Raw genomic sequence first — 14,449 nt, forward strand, 5'->3', positions numbered from 1 at the left:
AATGATGGCCATAATATCTTGATGATCCGGTCAGATCAGACGCTGGATCGCGCGCCTGCGCCACACCGTGAGGTAATAGCCCATCTGCAAAACGAACATGGCGCAGAACACGATCGGATAGGCGGCCCACACACCTTTCAGGCCGATCGTGCGGCTCAGGATCACAGCGGCCGGCAGCTCGATTGCGACAATGGCGAAGATCGAGAGCAGCATTGGCGTCAAGGCGACGCCGGCCGCGCGCATGGCTCCGGAAAACACGGTGGCCAAGCCGAACGGCACCGAGCTCCACAGTGCGATGTGAAGCAGTCCCCCGGCGAGGTCGAGTACGGCACTGTCGGTGATGAAGAGGCCGAGCACGGCCCGCGGCGCCAGATAGATCAGCCCCACCAGCCCGCCGGTCAGGACAATGTTGAACAGGAGGCCGGTGCGCACGATGCCATCGAGCAGCGCCCTGTTGCCGCCGCCGATGGCCTGCGCGCCGAGGATCGAGACCGCGATCGAAATCGACATTGCCGTGAACTGCGTGTAGCCCATCACCTGGTTGACTGCGCCATACGCGGCGGTGGCATCCGATCCAAAGCCATTGACGAGCCCGAGCAGCACCAGCTCGGCGACTGCCATCACCACCATGCCGACCGCGCTCGGCAGTCCGATGCCGAGGATCTTTCCGAGCACGGCACGATTGAGCCGCAGATGACGCAGCAGCGCGGCATCCGGTGCCAGTGCATGCTTCGTCCGCAGCAGATAGACGGCCAGTGCGATGAGTGTCAGTGCGTTGGAAATCGCTGCCGCCCAGGCCGGACTGGTGATTCCGGCGGCAGGTATCCCGAACGCGCCGCGGATCAGCATCGGCGTCAGGATCAGTCCGATGGTGGTCGACAAGGCCAACGCCAGCAGCGGCGTCACGGCATCACCGACGCCGCGGATCATCGCCGTCATCAGCAGGAAGACGAAGCCGAGCGGCATGGTGAGCAGCATGATGCGCGCATAGGCACTCGCCTGGTCGAGGATGTCCGGAGGCGTCGCGAGCATCGTCATTAATTGCCGGCTGAAGAAGCCGCCGACCAATGCAACCGAAAGCGAGAGCAGCAGGCCGATCGCGAGCGTCGTGCCGACGACGATCCTGATCCTGCCATGCTCGCCAGCGCCAAAGGCCTGGCCGATCAGCACAGTGGCGCCGGTGCTCAGGCCCATGACGAAGGCGAACAGGAAGAACATCACCGGGAAGAACGCCGACACCGCTGCGAGCGCGTCGACGCCGATCATCTGGCCGAGATAGACGTTGCTGACGGTCCCGAACAGCGATTGCAGCGCGTTGCTCAGCACCAGCGGCGCGAGGAAGCGGAGGAATGTCGTCCAGAGCGGCTTTGGCGCGGACATGGATAGGCCTTTCATCGGGGCGTGCGAAGCCGTTGCCGCGCGATGCGCGCGCGGCTCGGCCGTCGATGGGGTGAGAGAAAGTGCTGCGCCTAAGCGCGGTCGCTGTAGGCGAGCTTGACGATGTGGTCGCGGACGTCGACCGGCCAGTCGGCGATCAGTCCGGTGAAGCGCCGCCGGTCGTCCGCGAACAGGGCGCGCGACGCTTCTTCGAACTGCGGCAGATTACCCGCCATGGTCAACATGAAGTGATAGGCCGCATCGCGCGCCTGCCGCTCGCGGTCCTTGTCGCCGCTTACGCGTCTTGCCTCGTCGACGAGCTTTCGCAGCGCGACCGAGGCGCCGCCCGGCTGGGCTCCGAGCCACTCCCAGTGCCGCGGCAGCAGCGTCACCTCGCGCGCGACCACGCCGAGCTTCGGCCGGCCGCGCCCGCGCGGCTCGCTCGGTGGCGCGGACTCCTCGACCGGTGGCGGGACAAGCTTTGCCACCCGCGCCAGCACCTCGCGATCCCCGCCGCGCAGATCGAAGTCGATCGGTCGGCCCGTGCTGTCCTCGAAGATGATGATGGGCTCGTCCGGCGGTGGCGTGATCCGCTTGACGACCAGCGCGATCTCTCCCGCTGGCCCGGACGCCAGGCGGCGATGGCCCTGGAACGCAGTGAAAGTCCGTTGCATTGAAATCATTGCCATATTGATGACGTTGGCCTTTTAATATCCGGGTAAATTGCTGACGTCAATATACCCGGGTGAAATTATCCGTCTGGATGGCTCGACATTGTGTTCCCGGGCTGGCACGAACGGCGCGGCCGACCGACCACGCCTAGCCTGGGGACCTCAACGATGCTGACCGTTCACCACCTCAACAATTCCCGCTCGCAGCGGGTGCTGTGGCTGCTCGAGGAGTTGGGCGTGCCCTACGAGATCGTGCGCTATCAGCGCCAGCCGGATATGCGCGCGCCGAAGGAGCTGCGCGCCATCCATCCGCTCGGCAAGTCGCCCGTCATCACCGACAACGGCAACACCATCGCCGAGTCAGGCGCGATCATCGAATATCTCATTGCGACCTACGGCAACGGCCGGCTGATTCCGCCGCCGAACACGCCGGAGCGGCTGCGCTTCACTTATTGGCTGCACTATGCGGAGGGCTCGGCGATGCAGCCGCTGCTGCTCAAGCTGCTGTTCACGCTGATGCCGAAGCGCGCACCCGCGCTGCTTCGCCCACTGGTGCGCAAGGTCTCGAACCAGGCGCTCACCGCGCTGGTCAATCCGCAGCTCAAGCAGCACATGGATTATTGGGAAGGCGAGCTCGGCAAGAGCGAGTGGTTCGCCGGCAGCGAGTTCACCGCCGCCGATATCCAGATGAGCTTCCCGCTCGAAGCCGCGCAAGCGCGTGGCGGGCTCGAGCTCGGCCATCCAAAGGCGATGGCATTCCTGGAGCGCATCCACGCGCGGTCGGCCTACGCCAGAGCGCTGGAAAAGGGCGGGCCGTACCAGGTGGGACGGTAAGGTTCCTCACCGCCCCGGGGTGATAACGCCGGACTAGTCCGCGTGCAGCACGCGCCCGCGCGTCTCCGGCAGCGCGAAGGCGGCAATGAAGAACAGCACGTAAGCCACCACCGCGAACATCGCGATCGCATTTGCGAGCGACGTCGTCGCCGAGAGCGCGCCGACCAGGAACGGAAACAGCGCGCCGATGCCGCGGCCGAAATTGTAGCAGAAGCCCTGGCCGGAGCCGCGCAGCCGCGTCGGATAGAGCTCGGTCAGGAACGCGCCGATCCCTGAGAAATAGCCCGAGGCGAAGAAGCCCAGCGGGAAGCCGAGCACCCACAGGATCTCGTTGGTGAGCGGCAGCTGCGTGTAGAGCAGCACCACGGCCATGGCGCCGATCGAGAAGATCAGGAACAGATTGCGCCTGCCGATGCGATCCGCGAGCCAGGCCCCGACGAGATAGCCGATGAAAGAGCCGATGATCAGCGTCGAGAGATAGCCGGTCGAACCGACGATCGACAGATGCCGCTCCTTGGTCAGGAACTGCGGCACCCAGAAGGTGACGGCGTAGTAGCCGCCCTGGCAGCCCGTCGCCATCAGCGAGGCCAGGATCGTGGTCTTCAGGATCGGGCCGGAGAAGATTTCCCAGAGCGCCGGACGATCGCCGCTCGCGGCCTGTTTTGCGCGGGCCTCGGCCGCGATCTCCGGCTCGGTGACGGAGCGGCGGATGTAGAACACCAGCAGCGCCGGCAGTGCGCCGATCACGAACATCCAGCGCCACGCCGTCTCCGGCGGCAAAGCCGAGAACAGGATTGCCTGCGACAGCACGGCGAGACCCCAGCCGACCGCCCAGCCCGACTGCACCGAACCGACTGCGCGTCCGCGATATTGCGGCCGGATCGCCTCGCCCATCAGCACGGCGCCCGCCGCCCACTCGCCGCCGAAGCCGAGGCCGAGCACGGCGCGTGCGATCAGGAGCTGGTCGAAATTCTGCACGACCGCGCAGACCAGCGAGAAGAACGAGAACCAGATGATGGTGATCTGGAGCGTCCTGACACGTCCGATATGATCGGAGAGATAGCCGCCGAGCCAGCCGCCGATTGCGGAGGCCAGCAGTGTCACGGTGCCGGCGAGTCCGGCCGAGGCCGCATCGACCTTCCACAGCGCGATGATGGTGCCGATCACCAGCGGATAGATCATGAAGTCCATGCCGTCGAGCGCCCAGCCCGCGGCGCAGGCCCAGAACGTCCGCCGCTCCGGCGCGTTCATGTCGCGATAGAAGGCGAGAAGGCTGGTGTCTTCGATCTCCGCGCGCTCAATGCGCTGGGTCGGATCGGCTGTGCTCATGTGCGTTTCCCCGGCGGTTCCTTAAAGCTGCGCGGTGGTAGCACGCAGGGCAGCCCGCGCAAGCAGGCGCGCGCTGCCGTGCCATGCAACGGCGAGACTACTGTCCCGCGGCTTCCGCGCCGCGGGTACGCGGATCCGGCGCGCCGAGTGGACCGTTCGGCGTCACCAGAATCGAATTGGCCGAGGTCTGTCCCATCGGCTCGACGATGAGGTGATCCATCGCCTTCAGCTCGAACAGCACATCGCCGGGAAAGCCGCTCTCGATACGCACCTCGTCCGGCAGCCATTGGTGATGCAGCCGCGGCGCAGCGACGGCGGCGGCCACATCCATCTTGTAGTCGAGCACGTTGACGATGACCTGGAGCACGGTCGAGATGATGCGGCTGCCGCCGGGCGAGCCCGTCACCAGCACCGGCTTGCCGTCCTTGAGCACGATGGTCGGGGACATCGAGGACAACGGCCGCTTGCCGGGTCCGGGCAGATTGGGCTCGAAACCGACGAGGCCGTAGGCGTTGGAAGCGCCGACCGCGGCGGTGAAATCGTCGAGCTCGTTGTTGAGCAGCACGCCGGTTCCGTCGGCAACCAGGCCGACGCCATAGCTGAAATTCAGCGTGGTGGTGTTGCTGACGGCATTGCCGCCGGCGTCGACGACGGAAAAGTGCGTGGTGTTGGTGCCCTCGCGCGGCGCGGGAGGGGCGGAGACGAGCTGCTTCGACGGCGTGGCGCGCTCCGTGGAGATGCCGGCGCGCAGCTTGGCGGCGTAGTCCTTTGCAGTGAGCGTGTCGATCGGCGCATTGACGAAGGCGGGATCGCCGAGATAGCGCGCACGATCCGCATAGGCGCGCTTCATGGCTTCGATCAGCAGATGCAGCGAGGCCGGCGACCCCTGTTTCAGATCGGCCAGCTGAAAGCCCTCGAGGATGTTGAGCGTCTCCACCAGCACCACGCCGCCGGAGGAAGGCAGCGGCATCGAGACAATGTCGTAGCCGCGATAGGTGCCGTGCGCCGGGGCACGGATCATCGCCTGATAGGATTTCAGATCGGCCGGCGTCATGATGCCGCCGGCGTCAGTCACGGCCTTGGCGAGCTTGTCCGCGACCGGTCCCTCATAGAAGCCGCGCGGCCCCTGTGCGGCGACGGCCGACAGCGTTTCGGCGAGATCGCTCTGCACCAGCCTGTCGCCTTCGCCGAGCGGTGTGCCGTCGGGGCGCGAGAAGATCCTGGCCGACGACGGCCAGCGCGCCAGCCGCCGGTGCCAACCCGGCAGCGTGTCGGCAAGGTCGTCGGTGACGACAAAACCGTCGCGGGCGAGCCCAATCGCGGGCTCGAGCAGCTGTGCCAGCGTGAACCGGCCCGAGCCGTATTTTTCCAAGGCCAGCACAAGACCTGCGACGGTGCCGGGCACGCCGACGCCGAGCGCGGAATCCCGCGACTTCGCGGCATCGGGCTTGCCGTCAGCGCCGAGGAATATCTGCGGGGTGGTCGCAGCCGGCGCGGTCTCGCGATAGTCGATCGTGATGTCCTCGTTGCGCTCGGCCGAATGGATCACCATGAATCCGCCGCCGCCGATATTGCCGGCGCGCGGATACGTTACGGCCATCGCAAAGCCGGTGGCGACCGCGGCATCGACCGCGTTGCCGCCGCGGCGCAGGATGTCGGCGCCGACTTGCGCCGATATCTTTTCCTGCGCCACCACCATGCCGTGCTCGGACGGAACGGCGTGCACCGTGTCGAGCGCGGGTGGGACATAGGCTCGCCGCGCATCCTGTGCGGTGGCAGACGAAAAACCAAACGCCAGAGTGGCAATGAAGGCGAAAAATGTCCGCCGTGTCGGATATGACGACATCATCAAGCTTCCGTCGCGGCCTCAGGCCAGTTCCCACGCGTCGCTTCAATGCTATACGCTTTGCCCCAACAGAGGCAAAACTGTTCGTGATGGGGACTGGAATATGACGACGATCGCCTCGGATGCGCGCTTGGCCGGCGCGCAGCGGACCTATCCGCCGCGCGCCGCTGTTATCAGCTGGATCTTCTTCGATTGGGCCGCGCAGCCTTATTTCACGCTGATCACGACCTTTGTTTTCGCACCCTATTTCGCCACCAGCATTGCGCCAGATGCCGCCACCGGCCAGTCGTTGTGGGGCTTTGCGATGGCGGCCGCAGGCCTCGCGATCGCGCTGATGTCGCCGGTGCTCGGCGCCATTGCCGATGCCTCGGGCCGCAGGAAGCCGTGGATCGCGGGATTCGGTACACTGCTGGTGCTGGCGGCCTGCACGCTGTGGATCGGCAAGCCCGGCGATCCCACCATCATTGCGCCGCTGCTCACCGCGGTCGCGCTCGCTAGCGTCGGCGCGGAATTCGCCACCGTCTTCAACAACGCGATGATGCCGACCCTGGTGCCGCCTGAGCGGATCGGCCGGCTCTCCGGCACCGGCTGGGCCACGGGTTACATCGGCGGCATCGTCAGCCTCGTCATCGTGCTCGGCTTCCTCGCCGCCAATCCCGAGACCGGCCGCACGTTGCTCGGCTTCAAGCCGCTGTTCGGGCTCGATCCGGTCAGCCATCAGGGCGACCGCATCGTGGGACCGCTGACCGGGCTGTGGTTCATCATCTTCGTGACGCCATTGTTCCTGTTCACGCCGGATTATCCGGCGAAGCATCCGGTGCGCGAGGCGCTGCGCGAGGGATTGTCGGATCTCAAGCAATCGATTAAGGGCCTGCCGCAGCGGAAATCGCTCGCGGCATTCCTGCTCGCCAACATGATCTACACCGACGGCCTGGTGTCGCTGTTCGCGTTCGGCGGCATCTATGCCGCCGGCACCTTCGGCTGGCACACGATCCAGATCGGCACCTTCGGCATCATGCTCGCGATTGCCGGCGCCCTTGGCGCATGGCTTGGTGGCAAGCTCGACGATGGTCTCGGGCCGAAGCGCGTCATCGCAGGCAGCCTGCTTGTTCTGTTGCTGGCGGTGGCGGCGATTCTTCTGGTCGACAAGGACAGCGTCCTGTTCGTCAAGGTTGCGCCGCCTCTTCCGGGCGCGCCCCTGTTCTCGAGCGCGGCCGAGCGCGCTTATCTCGTTTTGGGTTGTCTCATCGGCGCTGCCGGCGGCCCGCTTCAAGCCGCCTCGCGCACGCTGCTGATCCGTCTCGCGCCGAAGGATCGCATCGCGCAGTATTTCGGCCTGTTCGCGCTGACGGGGAAGGTAACGTCCTTCATCGGCCCGCTGCTGATCGGCATGATCACCGCGGTGACGGCGAGCCAGAAGGCCGGCATGGCCGTGCTGGTGGTGTTTTTCGTCGCGGGGCTGGGGTTGTTGATGCGGGTGCGAGATTAGTGGCGTAGCCCGGATGGAGCGAAGCGCAATCCGGGGCCGCTGTTGCTGAGACGTGAGACCCGGATTTCGCTACGCTCCATCCGGGCTACGCAAATCGCGTTAGTGCCGGAAGTGCCGCGTGCCCGTGAACACCATGGCGATGCCGTGCTCGTCGGCGGCCTTGATCACCTCGTCGTCGCGCATGGAGCCGCCGGGCTGCACCACGGCGGTGGCGCCGGCCTCGATGCAGGCGAGCATGCCGTCGGCGAACGGGAAGAACGCATCCGACGCCACCACCGAGCCCTTGGTGAGCGGCTCTGCGAGCTTGAGCTCATTCGCCGCGTCCTGCGCCTTGCGCGCCGCGATCCGCGCCGAATCCACCCGGCTCATCTGGCCCGCGCCGATGCCGACGGTGGCGAGATCCTTGGCGTAGATGATGGTGTTGGACTTGACGTGCTTTGCGACCCGGAACGCGAATTTCAGATCGCGCATCTCGGCGTCGGTGGGCGCACGTTTGGTCACGACCTTGAAGGTCATGTCGTCGACCACCGCGTTGTCGCGGCTTTGCACGAGGAGGCCGCCGGCCACCGTCTTGGCGGTGAGGCCAGGCGCGCGCGGATCGGGCAGGCTGCCGGCGAGCAGCAGGCGCAGATTCTTGCGCGCGCCGATGATCGCGATCGCCTCCTCGCTGGCGTCGGGCGCGATGATCACCTCGGTGAAGATCTTTGTGATCTCGCGCGCGGTCTCGGCGTCGAGCGCGCGGTTCATCGCGATGATGCCGCCGAACGCCGAAGTGGAATCGCATGCGAGCGCCTTGCGATAGGCGCTGACGAGATCGGAGCCTTCGGCCACGCCGCACGGATTGGCGTGCTTGACGATGACGCAGGCCGCGGTGCGCTTGGCGTCGAACTCGCCGATGCACTCGTAGGCCGCATCGGTGTCGTTGATGTTGTTGTAGGAGAGCTCCTTGCCCTGGAGCTGGCGCGCGGTCGAGACGCCCGGCCGCTTGTCGGGCGTCGCATAGAACGCCGCGGTCTGGTGCGGGTTCTCGCCATAGCGCAGCGACTGGATCAGTCTGCCGCCGAAGGCGCGGAAATCGGGCGCGTCGATCTCGAGCTGGCGGTTGAACCAGTTCGAGATCGCGGCGTCATAAGCTCCGGTGCGCGCATAGGCCTTTGCGGCAAGCCGCCGGCGCAGTTTCAACGTCGTCGATCCGTTGTTGGCGGCGAGCTCGTCGAGCACGGCCTTGTAGTCCTCGGCCTCGACCACGACGGCGACGTCGTCATGGTTCTTCGCCGCGGCGCGGATCATCGCGGGGCCGCCGATGTCGATGTTCTCGATGCAATCCTCGAAGCCCGCGCCTTTGTCGACGGTCGCTTCGAACGGATACAGGTTGACGACCAGGAGATCGATCGGCGCGATGCCGTGCGCCTTCATCGCCTCCGCATGTTCCTTGTTGTCGCGGATCGCGAGCAGGCCGCCATGCACCTTCGGATGCAGCGTCTTGACGCGGCCGTCCATCATCTCGGGGAAGCCGGTGAGGTCGGAAACGTCCTTCACCTTGAGGCCGGCCGCGGCGATCGCCTTGGCGGTGCCGCCGGTCGAGACCAGCTCGACATCGTGCGCGGCAAGCGCCTTTGCGAACTCGATCAGGCCGGTCTTGTCGGAGACGGAGAGAAGAGCACGGGTGACGCGGCGGGGATGGTCAGTCATGAGCAAGATCCTCTGTCTTAAGGAGTGTCTATGCCCAGGCGCGCGGCTTCTATATCTCGCGCTTCCCGATGGTGCTCCATCCAAGGTCGCCAGTCGCGCGAGCGAGGGCTCGATAGCAGCTTTCGGCCGTTTTCACAACGATGAGATGGGGCCGAATCGTGCGCGTTTACAGCGGAAGTTCCGGCTCGCGCCGGGCGTTGCGGCGGGCATTGGTGACCGCAGGCGATGCAGTGGAGCGGACGAAGCTCCAGCGGATCGACGGCGCCTGCCGCGCATCCTGCCGGATCACGATCTGCGCGGTGCGGCGCGGGCCGTCATTGCCGGCCAGGAACACGCTGTCCTCGAGGTCGACCTTGTCGTCGAGCGCCTCGAAGGTCCAGACGTCGCGGTTCGGCAGCACCAGCATGACGCCACGGGCATCCGACAGCCGGCTCGCCTTCACCGCCGGATGCAGATGGAAGCGCAGCGCGAAATCGGCATCCGCGCCCTTGAAGCGTCCGCCCTGCGGCGGCGACAGCGTGTCCTCGCCGTCGATGCGTGCGCCGTCATTGGCGATCATCAGCACACGGCGATGGATCGCGCCGAACTTCGCGAGATAGCCGTCATGCGAGGTCGTGAGCAGCGTGCCGTTCTGAACGGTCTCGCGATAGCTCTCGACCTCGACGGGGCCGCTGGTGACGGGTGAACCGTGCAGGAGGCGCTTCATCGCCGACATCTCGACGAACTGGCATGAGGACGTCTCGTGATAGGTCAGCGTCGAATGCGCCGCGGTGCCGCGTGCGAACGGCCGCCAATTGTCGCGGCCCGTGGTCGGCATGCCGCAATTGGTGACGATGCGGCTGATGCCGGAAGACAATTCGAACGACAGGCAGCCGGCATGGGCGTCGTGGCTGACGCCGGCCGGCGGCGGCGGACCGGTGTCGATGATCAGCGTGGTCTGGCCGGCGTCGAGGCGCTGGAAGCCGGTATGCGGCATGTTCGCCATCGGCGCGCCGTGGGTGTCGTCATAGGCGAGCAGCGTGGCGAGCAGGTCCGAGGGCGTCGCGCTCATGCCGTTGAACAGCGCGAAATTGCCGTCGCCGTGCCGGAAGAAGCGCAGCATCGGCATCATGCGGTCGATCGCGTTGAGCAGCGCCGGCGGCGGCGCGATGTTGCGCGCGGCAAAGGTCTGCCGCAGCGGCAACAGGTCGATCAGGAGCTCGATCAGCGCGCCCGGATTGCGGGAGATGTGGCCGCCGTCGGGCAGGATCTGCCGCTGCAACTCGTCCGAGAGCTTTTTCGAGGCACTGCGGATCTGTCCCGCCTGGTTGGCAAGGCACAGCGCCGCGTAGCACAGTGCGATCAGCACCTGGAGCTTCGGCACCCCGTCGGGCATGTTGACCATGGTGTAGCGCAGGAGGCGGATCTCCCGCGCCAGCGCCCGCAGATAGCGGCGGTAGAATTTGTTGTCGGTGTCGTTGAGCACCAGCGGCGCCTGCGACAGCAGCGAGATCACACGCCGCGCCAGCACGTCGGCACGCCGCGCGACGGCGCGGCGCTTGTTGGCGGGGTTGGCGATCCAGTCCTCGACCAGCGCGCGCGCATTGGCGCGCGTCAGCGCGGTGTCGGCGGCGCGCAGATGGCGCAGCCAGCCGAAGCCGAGCAGCGCGACCTCCCAGTCTTCCGACGGCGGTTCGAGATCGAAGATCGAGCGGCCGTGGCAATTGACGATCTTGCCGGCGAAGACGAAGCGGCCGGCATAGATCTCAGCGGCGCGGGTCGCATCCGCGGTGCGCAGGTCATGCGGCGCGATGATCAGCCGGTCGGTACGGCCGGGCCAGACCCGCGATAGCGCAACGGAACCGCCGCTCGCGCGCGCGAGCATGTTCCGCGCGAAGCGGTTCATCACCAGCGTCGAGATACGTCTGCGTTGAGCGACCGACACGCCTTGCCTTGAAGGGGGAGAGGATGAACGACGAATCCTTCTTAATCCCAAAATCGGACGTCTGACACCACCTTGAAGCGTCGCGAATCAGCGCTGGCGCAAAAACCGGTGCAAAATCAGGATTTAACGAGCCGGGCTGCGTAGAAACCGTCGAGCCCGCCGAGCTTGGGATCGGCGTTCGGCAGGTGGCTGGGCAGCGTGCGCAGGTCGCCTTCCGTGGTGATGATCTCGCTGAGCCCCGAGACCTCGGAAGCTTCGATCGGCACGCGGCGCAGGCCGCCCTCCGTGGCCAGCAGCGCCGCGATCGCCTGCTCGCCCTCTTCGGGTTCCAGCGAACAGGTGCAGTAGACCAGCGTCCCGCCCGGCTTGAGCAGCGAGACGGATTTCTTCAGCAGCCGCTGCTGGAGCGCGGTCAGGGCGGCGACGTCGGATTCCTGCCGGAGCCAGGCGACGTCGGGATGGCGGCGGATCGTGCCGGTCGATGTGCAGGGCGCATCGATCAGGATGCCGTCAAAACCCTCGGCAGGGCCGGCCCATTCCACGGCGTCGGCGACGACAGTCTCGGCCTGGAGCGACAGCCGCGTCAGATTCTCGCGCAGACGCGCCACCCGGGCGGGTGAGCGGTCGATCGCCGTGACATGCGCGCCGGCCTGTGCCAGTTGCGCGGTCTTGCCGCCCGGGGCGGCGCAGAGATCGGCAATGGACTTGCCTTTGATGTCGCCAAATAGCCGAGCCGGCAACGCGGCGGCGGCATCCTGCACCCACCATTGCCCCTCGGTGAAGCCGGGCAGCATGGTCACGGCGCCGTGCAGCACCGTGCGCACCGATCCGGTCGGCAGCACTTCACCGTGCAGCCGGCTCGCCCATTGCGCGGCGTCTGATTTCACGGTGAGGTCGAGCGAGGGCTCGTGGCCGAGCGCCAACGCCATGTCTCTTGCGGTCGCCTCGCCGTAATGCGCGCTCCAGCGCGCGAGCAGCCAGGGCGGCAGGTCCAGCGATTGCGTGGCAACTTCATCCACCAGCGCCTTGCCCTCGCGCGCGCAGCGGCGCAGCACGGCATTGACGAGGCCGGCATAACGCGCGGCACGCCGGTCGGACTGGACGAGGCGGACGGAAAGATCGACCGCGGCGTGATCGGGCACGTCCATCCAGAGGATCTGGGCGGCGCCGATCAGGAGCGCGCTCTGCGCGCGCGGCGCTTCGGACGGAATGCCCTTGTCGAGCAAGCGGGACAGCACATGGCCGAGCGTGCCGAGCCGACGCAGTACGGTCGCGACCAGGCGGCGCATCAGCGCGCGGTCGCGGTCGGCGAGCGTCTTCAATCCGGGATGGGCACCGCTGCCGTCGAGCTGATCGTCAAGCGTGCGGTGCTTGTGCAGCACGCCGTCGACGATGTCAGCGGCGATCCGCCGCGCCGCGAGACCGGGCACTTCGGACGGAGGAGCGAAACGTTGAGATGGCATGCGGCTTAAGGTTCTTGGCGAGCGGCAGTTCCGCCGCAATGGGCGCATGCCTCGAGAGACCTATCTTTGGCATGCGAATATGCCAAATGTAAGAATGGCCTCTCGCGTTTACAGCCCACCATGACCATCTCAGCAATGCGTTATTGGACGTCGCACACCCCGTGATCCTGCGCTAGGAACCGCCGAGATGAGTGACCAGCCCCCCGTTTCCGATCGCAAGCCGCTCCCGCCGGCCGCCCAGCGCGCGCTGGCCGAGGCGGAAGCGCGCCGGCAGGCTGCTGCTGCCCACGCCGCGGCGGCGCCGAAGGAATTGCAGGGACCGAAGGGACCTGAGCCCACCCGCTACGGCGATTGGGAGCGCAAAGGTATCGCCTCGGACTTTTGAGGCTGTCTTTTGAGGCTATCTTGCCGGATCGCCCGACTCAGCCCTAGCGTGCGCGGATGCCGCGCTTCGATCCTAGCCATCCATACCGGCCCTCATACAGTGGTTCGCCGTTCGGCCGTCACTTCTCGGGGCTGTTGCCGTGGATGTTCGTGGTCGGAATCGTGGTGGCCGTCGTGCTTACGTTCCGGCACGGGATGAACTGGCCCTTCCCGCATGCGATCGACGGTCAATCGCGAGATGCCCAGATCATTTTGCAGCAGGCCAATCCGGACATCCGTCAGCCGGTCGACGTCATTCGCACGATCGACGGCGATACCTTTCTCGCTCGCGTGCACCAGCGCGACGGACGCGTTCTCGTTGCGCGCGTTCGCCTGCGCGGTATCGATGCGCCGGAGATGAAGGCATCCTGCCAGGATGAATTGGACAAGGCTCAAGCGGCGACCGGCGCCCTGCGCGATTTGCTCGGCCAGGGCGGCGTGACGATCACCAATCTCGGCCCCGACAAATACGGCCGTGTTCTCGCCAATGTCGCGACAAGGCGAACTGCGGACGTATCTGCCGCGTTGCTCGCGGGCGGTTACGCGCGGAGCTACAATGGCGGCCATCGCGACGGCTGGTGCGCGCGCGGCTGGCGCTTCTGGTAACAAAAGGCCGCGTCGATGGACGCGGCTCTTTCAATTCTGTTACGAGTTTGGAGATCAGCGCGTCACGACCACCGTCGTGCCAACCGAGACGCGGCTGTAGAGATCGGTGATGTCGTCGTTGAGCATGCGGATGCAGCCATAGGAGACGAAGCCGCCGACCGAGCCCGGCACATTGGTGCCGTGGATGGCATACTCGCCGCCGGCCAGCGTCATCGCGGCGACGCCCATCGGGTTATGCGGTGAGCCGCCCGGGATCACGTCGGGAAGCTGCGGCTTGTCGCGCTTCACTTCGGCGGGCGGCGACCAGGCCGGATTGCGATACTTGCCGTCGATGCGGGTGGTGCCGGCCCACTGCTTGCCGGACTTGCCGACGCCGACCGGGTAGCGCACGGCGTGGCCGTCATCGAGGATGAGATAGAGCCGCCGCTCGTTGGTTTTGACCACGATGGTACCGGGTGAATAGTTGGCGACGTGCGTCCCAACCATTTCCGGCCGCGCCTCTGCGGCCGTCGACATCAAGACCCCTGCCCCGATGGTGGCGGCGAGCGCCACAGCAATCCTTACCGACATCAATTTTTCCTCTGCCCCGAACGGATCGTCCAAAACTACGCAGCACCGGCAATTGCCCGCTTACCCGGATATTCTTAATCGCGCCTGTTAACCGGATGGTTTCCACGCGCGGCCGCCAAGGGCCCGCCAGCACGCGGAACAAAGAAAATGTTCGAAATAAAGTAAATGACAAGAAAACAACACTTGGCTGGAAAGACGCGGGCGCGGCGCCGCGCGCCCTGACAA

General features: G+C 66.1%; 12 protein-coding genes and 1 riboswitch. Of the genes, 4 read left to right on the top strand and 8 right to left on the bottom strand.

What is annotated here, in order from left to right; all coding sequences use genetic code 11:
* Positions 1–30: 30 nt before the first annotated feature.
* Together AB7Z56_RS01410 and AB7Z56_RS01415 are read right to left on the bottom strand one after the other, a co-directional pair.
* Complete coding sequence (locus AB7Z56_RS01410; RefSeq protein WP_187387856.1) at positions 31–1,380, bottom strand: MATE family efflux transporter; 1,350 nt, start codon at positions 1,378–1,380, stop codon at positions 31–33.
* A gap of 89 nt (positions 1,381–1,469) precedes the next feature.
* The gene (locus tag AB7Z56_RS01415) at positions 1,470–2,051 is read right to left on the bottom strand and encodes a DUF2239 family protein (protein ID WP_063980309.1); all 582 of its coding nucleotides are present in this window, start codon (positions 2,049–2,051) and stop codon (positions 1,470–1,472) included.
* A 165-nt stretch (positions 2,052–2,216) separates the two neighbouring features.
* Here AB7Z56_RS01415 and AB7Z56_RS01420 point away from each other — a divergent pair, with 165 nt between their 5' ends.
* A complete protein-coding gene (locus AB7Z56_RS01420; protein WP_063980310.1) occupies positions 2,217–2,882 on the top strand; it encodes a glutathione S-transferase family protein in 666 nt (221 codons plus the stop codon).
* A gap of 33 nt (positions 2,883–2,915) precedes the next feature.
* On the opposite strand, the gene AB7Z56_RS01425 is transcribed toward AB7Z56_RS01420, so the two are convergent.
* Together AB7Z56_RS01425 and ggt are read right to left on the bottom strand one after the other, a co-directional pair.
* The gene (locus AB7Z56_RS01425) at positions 2,916–4,211 is read right to left on the bottom strand and encodes an MFS transporter (protein ID WP_063980311.1); all 1,296 of its coding nucleotides are present in this window, start codon (positions 4,209–4,211) and stop codon (positions 2,916–2,918) included.
* A 97-nt stretch (positions 4,212–4,308) separates the two neighbouring features.
* Positions 4,309–6,060: a gamma-glutamyltransferase gene (gene ggt, locus AB7Z56_RS01430; RefSeq protein ID WP_231143752.1), complete on the bottom strand. Its 1,752-nt coding sequence runs from the start codon at positions 6,058–6,060 to the stop codon at positions 4,309–4,311.
* A 100-nt stretch (positions 6,061–6,160) separates the two neighbouring features.
* On the opposite strand from ggt, the gene AB7Z56_RS01435 reads away from it, so the two are divergent.
* Positions 6,161–7,546, top strand: coding sequence for an MFS transporter (locus AB7Z56_RS01435; protein WP_063980313.1), 1,386 nt, complete (start codon positions 6,161–6,163; stop codon positions 7,544–7,546).
* Between the two features lie 99 nt (positions 7,547–7,645).
* Here AB7Z56_RS01435 and purH read toward each other — a convergent pair whose 3' ends face one another.
* The 3 genes from purH to AB7Z56_RS01450 all read right to left on the bottom strand — a co-directional run bounded on the left by purH (position 7,646) and on the right by AB7Z56_RS01450 (position 12,625).
* Positions 7,646–9,238 (bottom strand): bifunctional phosphoribosylaminoimidazolecarboxamide formyltransferase/IMP cyclohydrolase, encoded by a 1,593-nt coding sequence (gene purH / locus AB7Z56_RS01440; RefSeq protein WP_283017910.1) that lies wholly within the window; start codon positions 9,236–9,238, stop codon positions 7,646–7,648.
* Positions 9,239–9,263: 25 nt separating this feature from the next.
* A riboswitch (ZMP/ZTP riboswitch) is annotated at positions 9,264–9,345 on the bottom strand.
* A 59-nt stretch (positions 9,346–9,404) separates the two neighbouring features.
* On the bottom strand, positions 9,405–11,123 hold the full coding sequence (locus AB7Z56_RS01445; protein WP_231145448.1) for a heparinase II/III family protein: 1,719 nt from the start codon (positions 11,121–11,123) through the stop codon (positions 9,405–9,407).
* A 155-nt stretch (positions 11,124–11,278) separates the two neighbouring features.
* Entirely contained in the window at positions 11,279–12,625 is a 1,347-nt protein-coding gene (locus AB7Z56_RS01450; protein WP_063980316.1) for an RsmB/NOP family class I SAM-dependent RNA methyltransferase, read from the bottom strand.
* Between the two features lie 187 nt (positions 12,626–12,812).
* Between AB7Z56_RS01450 and AB7Z56_RS01455 the strand changes: the two genes are divergently transcribed.
* Both AB7Z56_RS01455 and AB7Z56_RS01460 read left to right on the top strand, forming a co-directional pair.
* Positions 12,813–13,010: a DUF1674 domain-containing protein gene (locus AB7Z56_RS01455; RefSeq protein WP_063980317.1), complete on the top strand. Its 198-nt coding sequence runs from the start codon at positions 12,813–12,815 to the stop codon at positions 13,008–13,010.
* Between the two features lie 56 nt (positions 13,011–13,066).
* Complete coding sequence (locus tag AB7Z56_RS01460; protein WP_084794916.1) at positions 13,067–13,654, top strand: thermonuclease family protein; 588 nt, start codon at positions 13,067–13,069, stop codon at positions 13,652–13,654.
* A gap of 54 nt (positions 13,655–13,708) precedes the next feature.
* Here the strand turns inward: AB7Z56_RS01460 and AB7Z56_RS01465 are convergent, their stop codons facing one another.
* Positions 13,709–14,224: a L,D-transpeptidase gene (locus AB7Z56_RS01465; RefSeq protein ID WP_063985979.1), complete on the bottom strand. Its 516-nt coding sequence runs from the start codon at positions 14,222–14,224 to the stop codon at positions 13,709–13,711.
* Between the last annotated feature and the right edge of the window lie 225 nt (positions 14,225–14,449).

It is taken from the genome of Bradyrhizobium sp. 482_C4_N1_8 (assembly GCF_052075965.1).
In the GTDB taxonomy this organism is placed as follows: Bacteria; Pseudomonadota; Alphaproteobacteria; order Rhizobiales; family Xanthobacteraceae; genus Bradyrhizobium; species Bradyrhizobium barranii.

Bases quoted from the DNA above. Each gene is read 5' to 3' on its own strand.
- AB7Z56_RS01410 (WP_187387856.1), bottom strand. From the start codon at position 1,380: ATGTCCGCGCCAAAGCCGCTCTGGACGACATTCCTCCGCTTCCTCGCG.
- AB7Z56_RS01415 (WP_063980309.1), bottom strand. From the start codon at position 2,051: ATGCAACGGACTTTCACTGCGTTCCAGGGCCATCGCCGCCTGGCGTCC.
- AB7Z56_RS01420 (WP_063980310.1), top strand. From the start codon at position 2,217: ATGCTGACCGTTCACCACCTCAACAATTCCCGCTCGCAGCGGGTGCTG.
- AB7Z56_RS01425 (WP_063980311.1), bottom strand. From the start codon at position 4,211: ATGAGCACAGCCGATCCGACCCAGCGCATTGAGCGCGCGGAGATCGAA.
- ggt (WP_231143752.1), bottom strand. From the start codon at position 6,060: ATGATGTCGTCATATCCGACACGGCGGACATTTTTCGCCTTCATTGCC.
- AB7Z56_RS01435 (WP_063980313.1), top strand. From the start codon at position 6,161: ATGACGACGATCGCCTCGGATGCGCGCTTGGCCGGCGCGCAGCGGACC.
- purH (WP_283017910.1), bottom strand. From the start codon at position 9,238: ATGACTGACCATCCCCGCCGCGTCACCCGTGCTCTTCTCTCCGTCTCC.
- AB7Z56_RS01445 (WP_231145448.1), bottom strand. From the start codon at position 11,123: ATGAACCGCTTCGCGCGGAACATGCTCGCGCGCGCGAGCGGCGGTTCC.
- AB7Z56_RS01450 (WP_063980316.1), bottom strand. From the start codon at position 12,625: ATGCCATCTCAACGTTTCGCTCCTCCGTCCGAAGTGCCCGGTCTCGCG.
- AB7Z56_RS01455 (WP_063980317.1), top strand. From the start codon at position 12,813: ATGAGTGACCAGCCCCCCGTTTCCGATCGCAAGCCGCTCCCGCCGGCC.
- AB7Z56_RS01460 (WP_084794916.1), top strand. From the start codon at position 13,067: ATGCCGCGCTTCGATCCTAGCCATCCATACCGGCCCTCATACAGTGGT.
- AB7Z56_RS01465 (WP_063985979.1), bottom strand. From the start codon at position 14,224: ATGTCGGTAAGGATTGCTGTGGCGCTCGCCGCCACCATCGGGGCAGGG.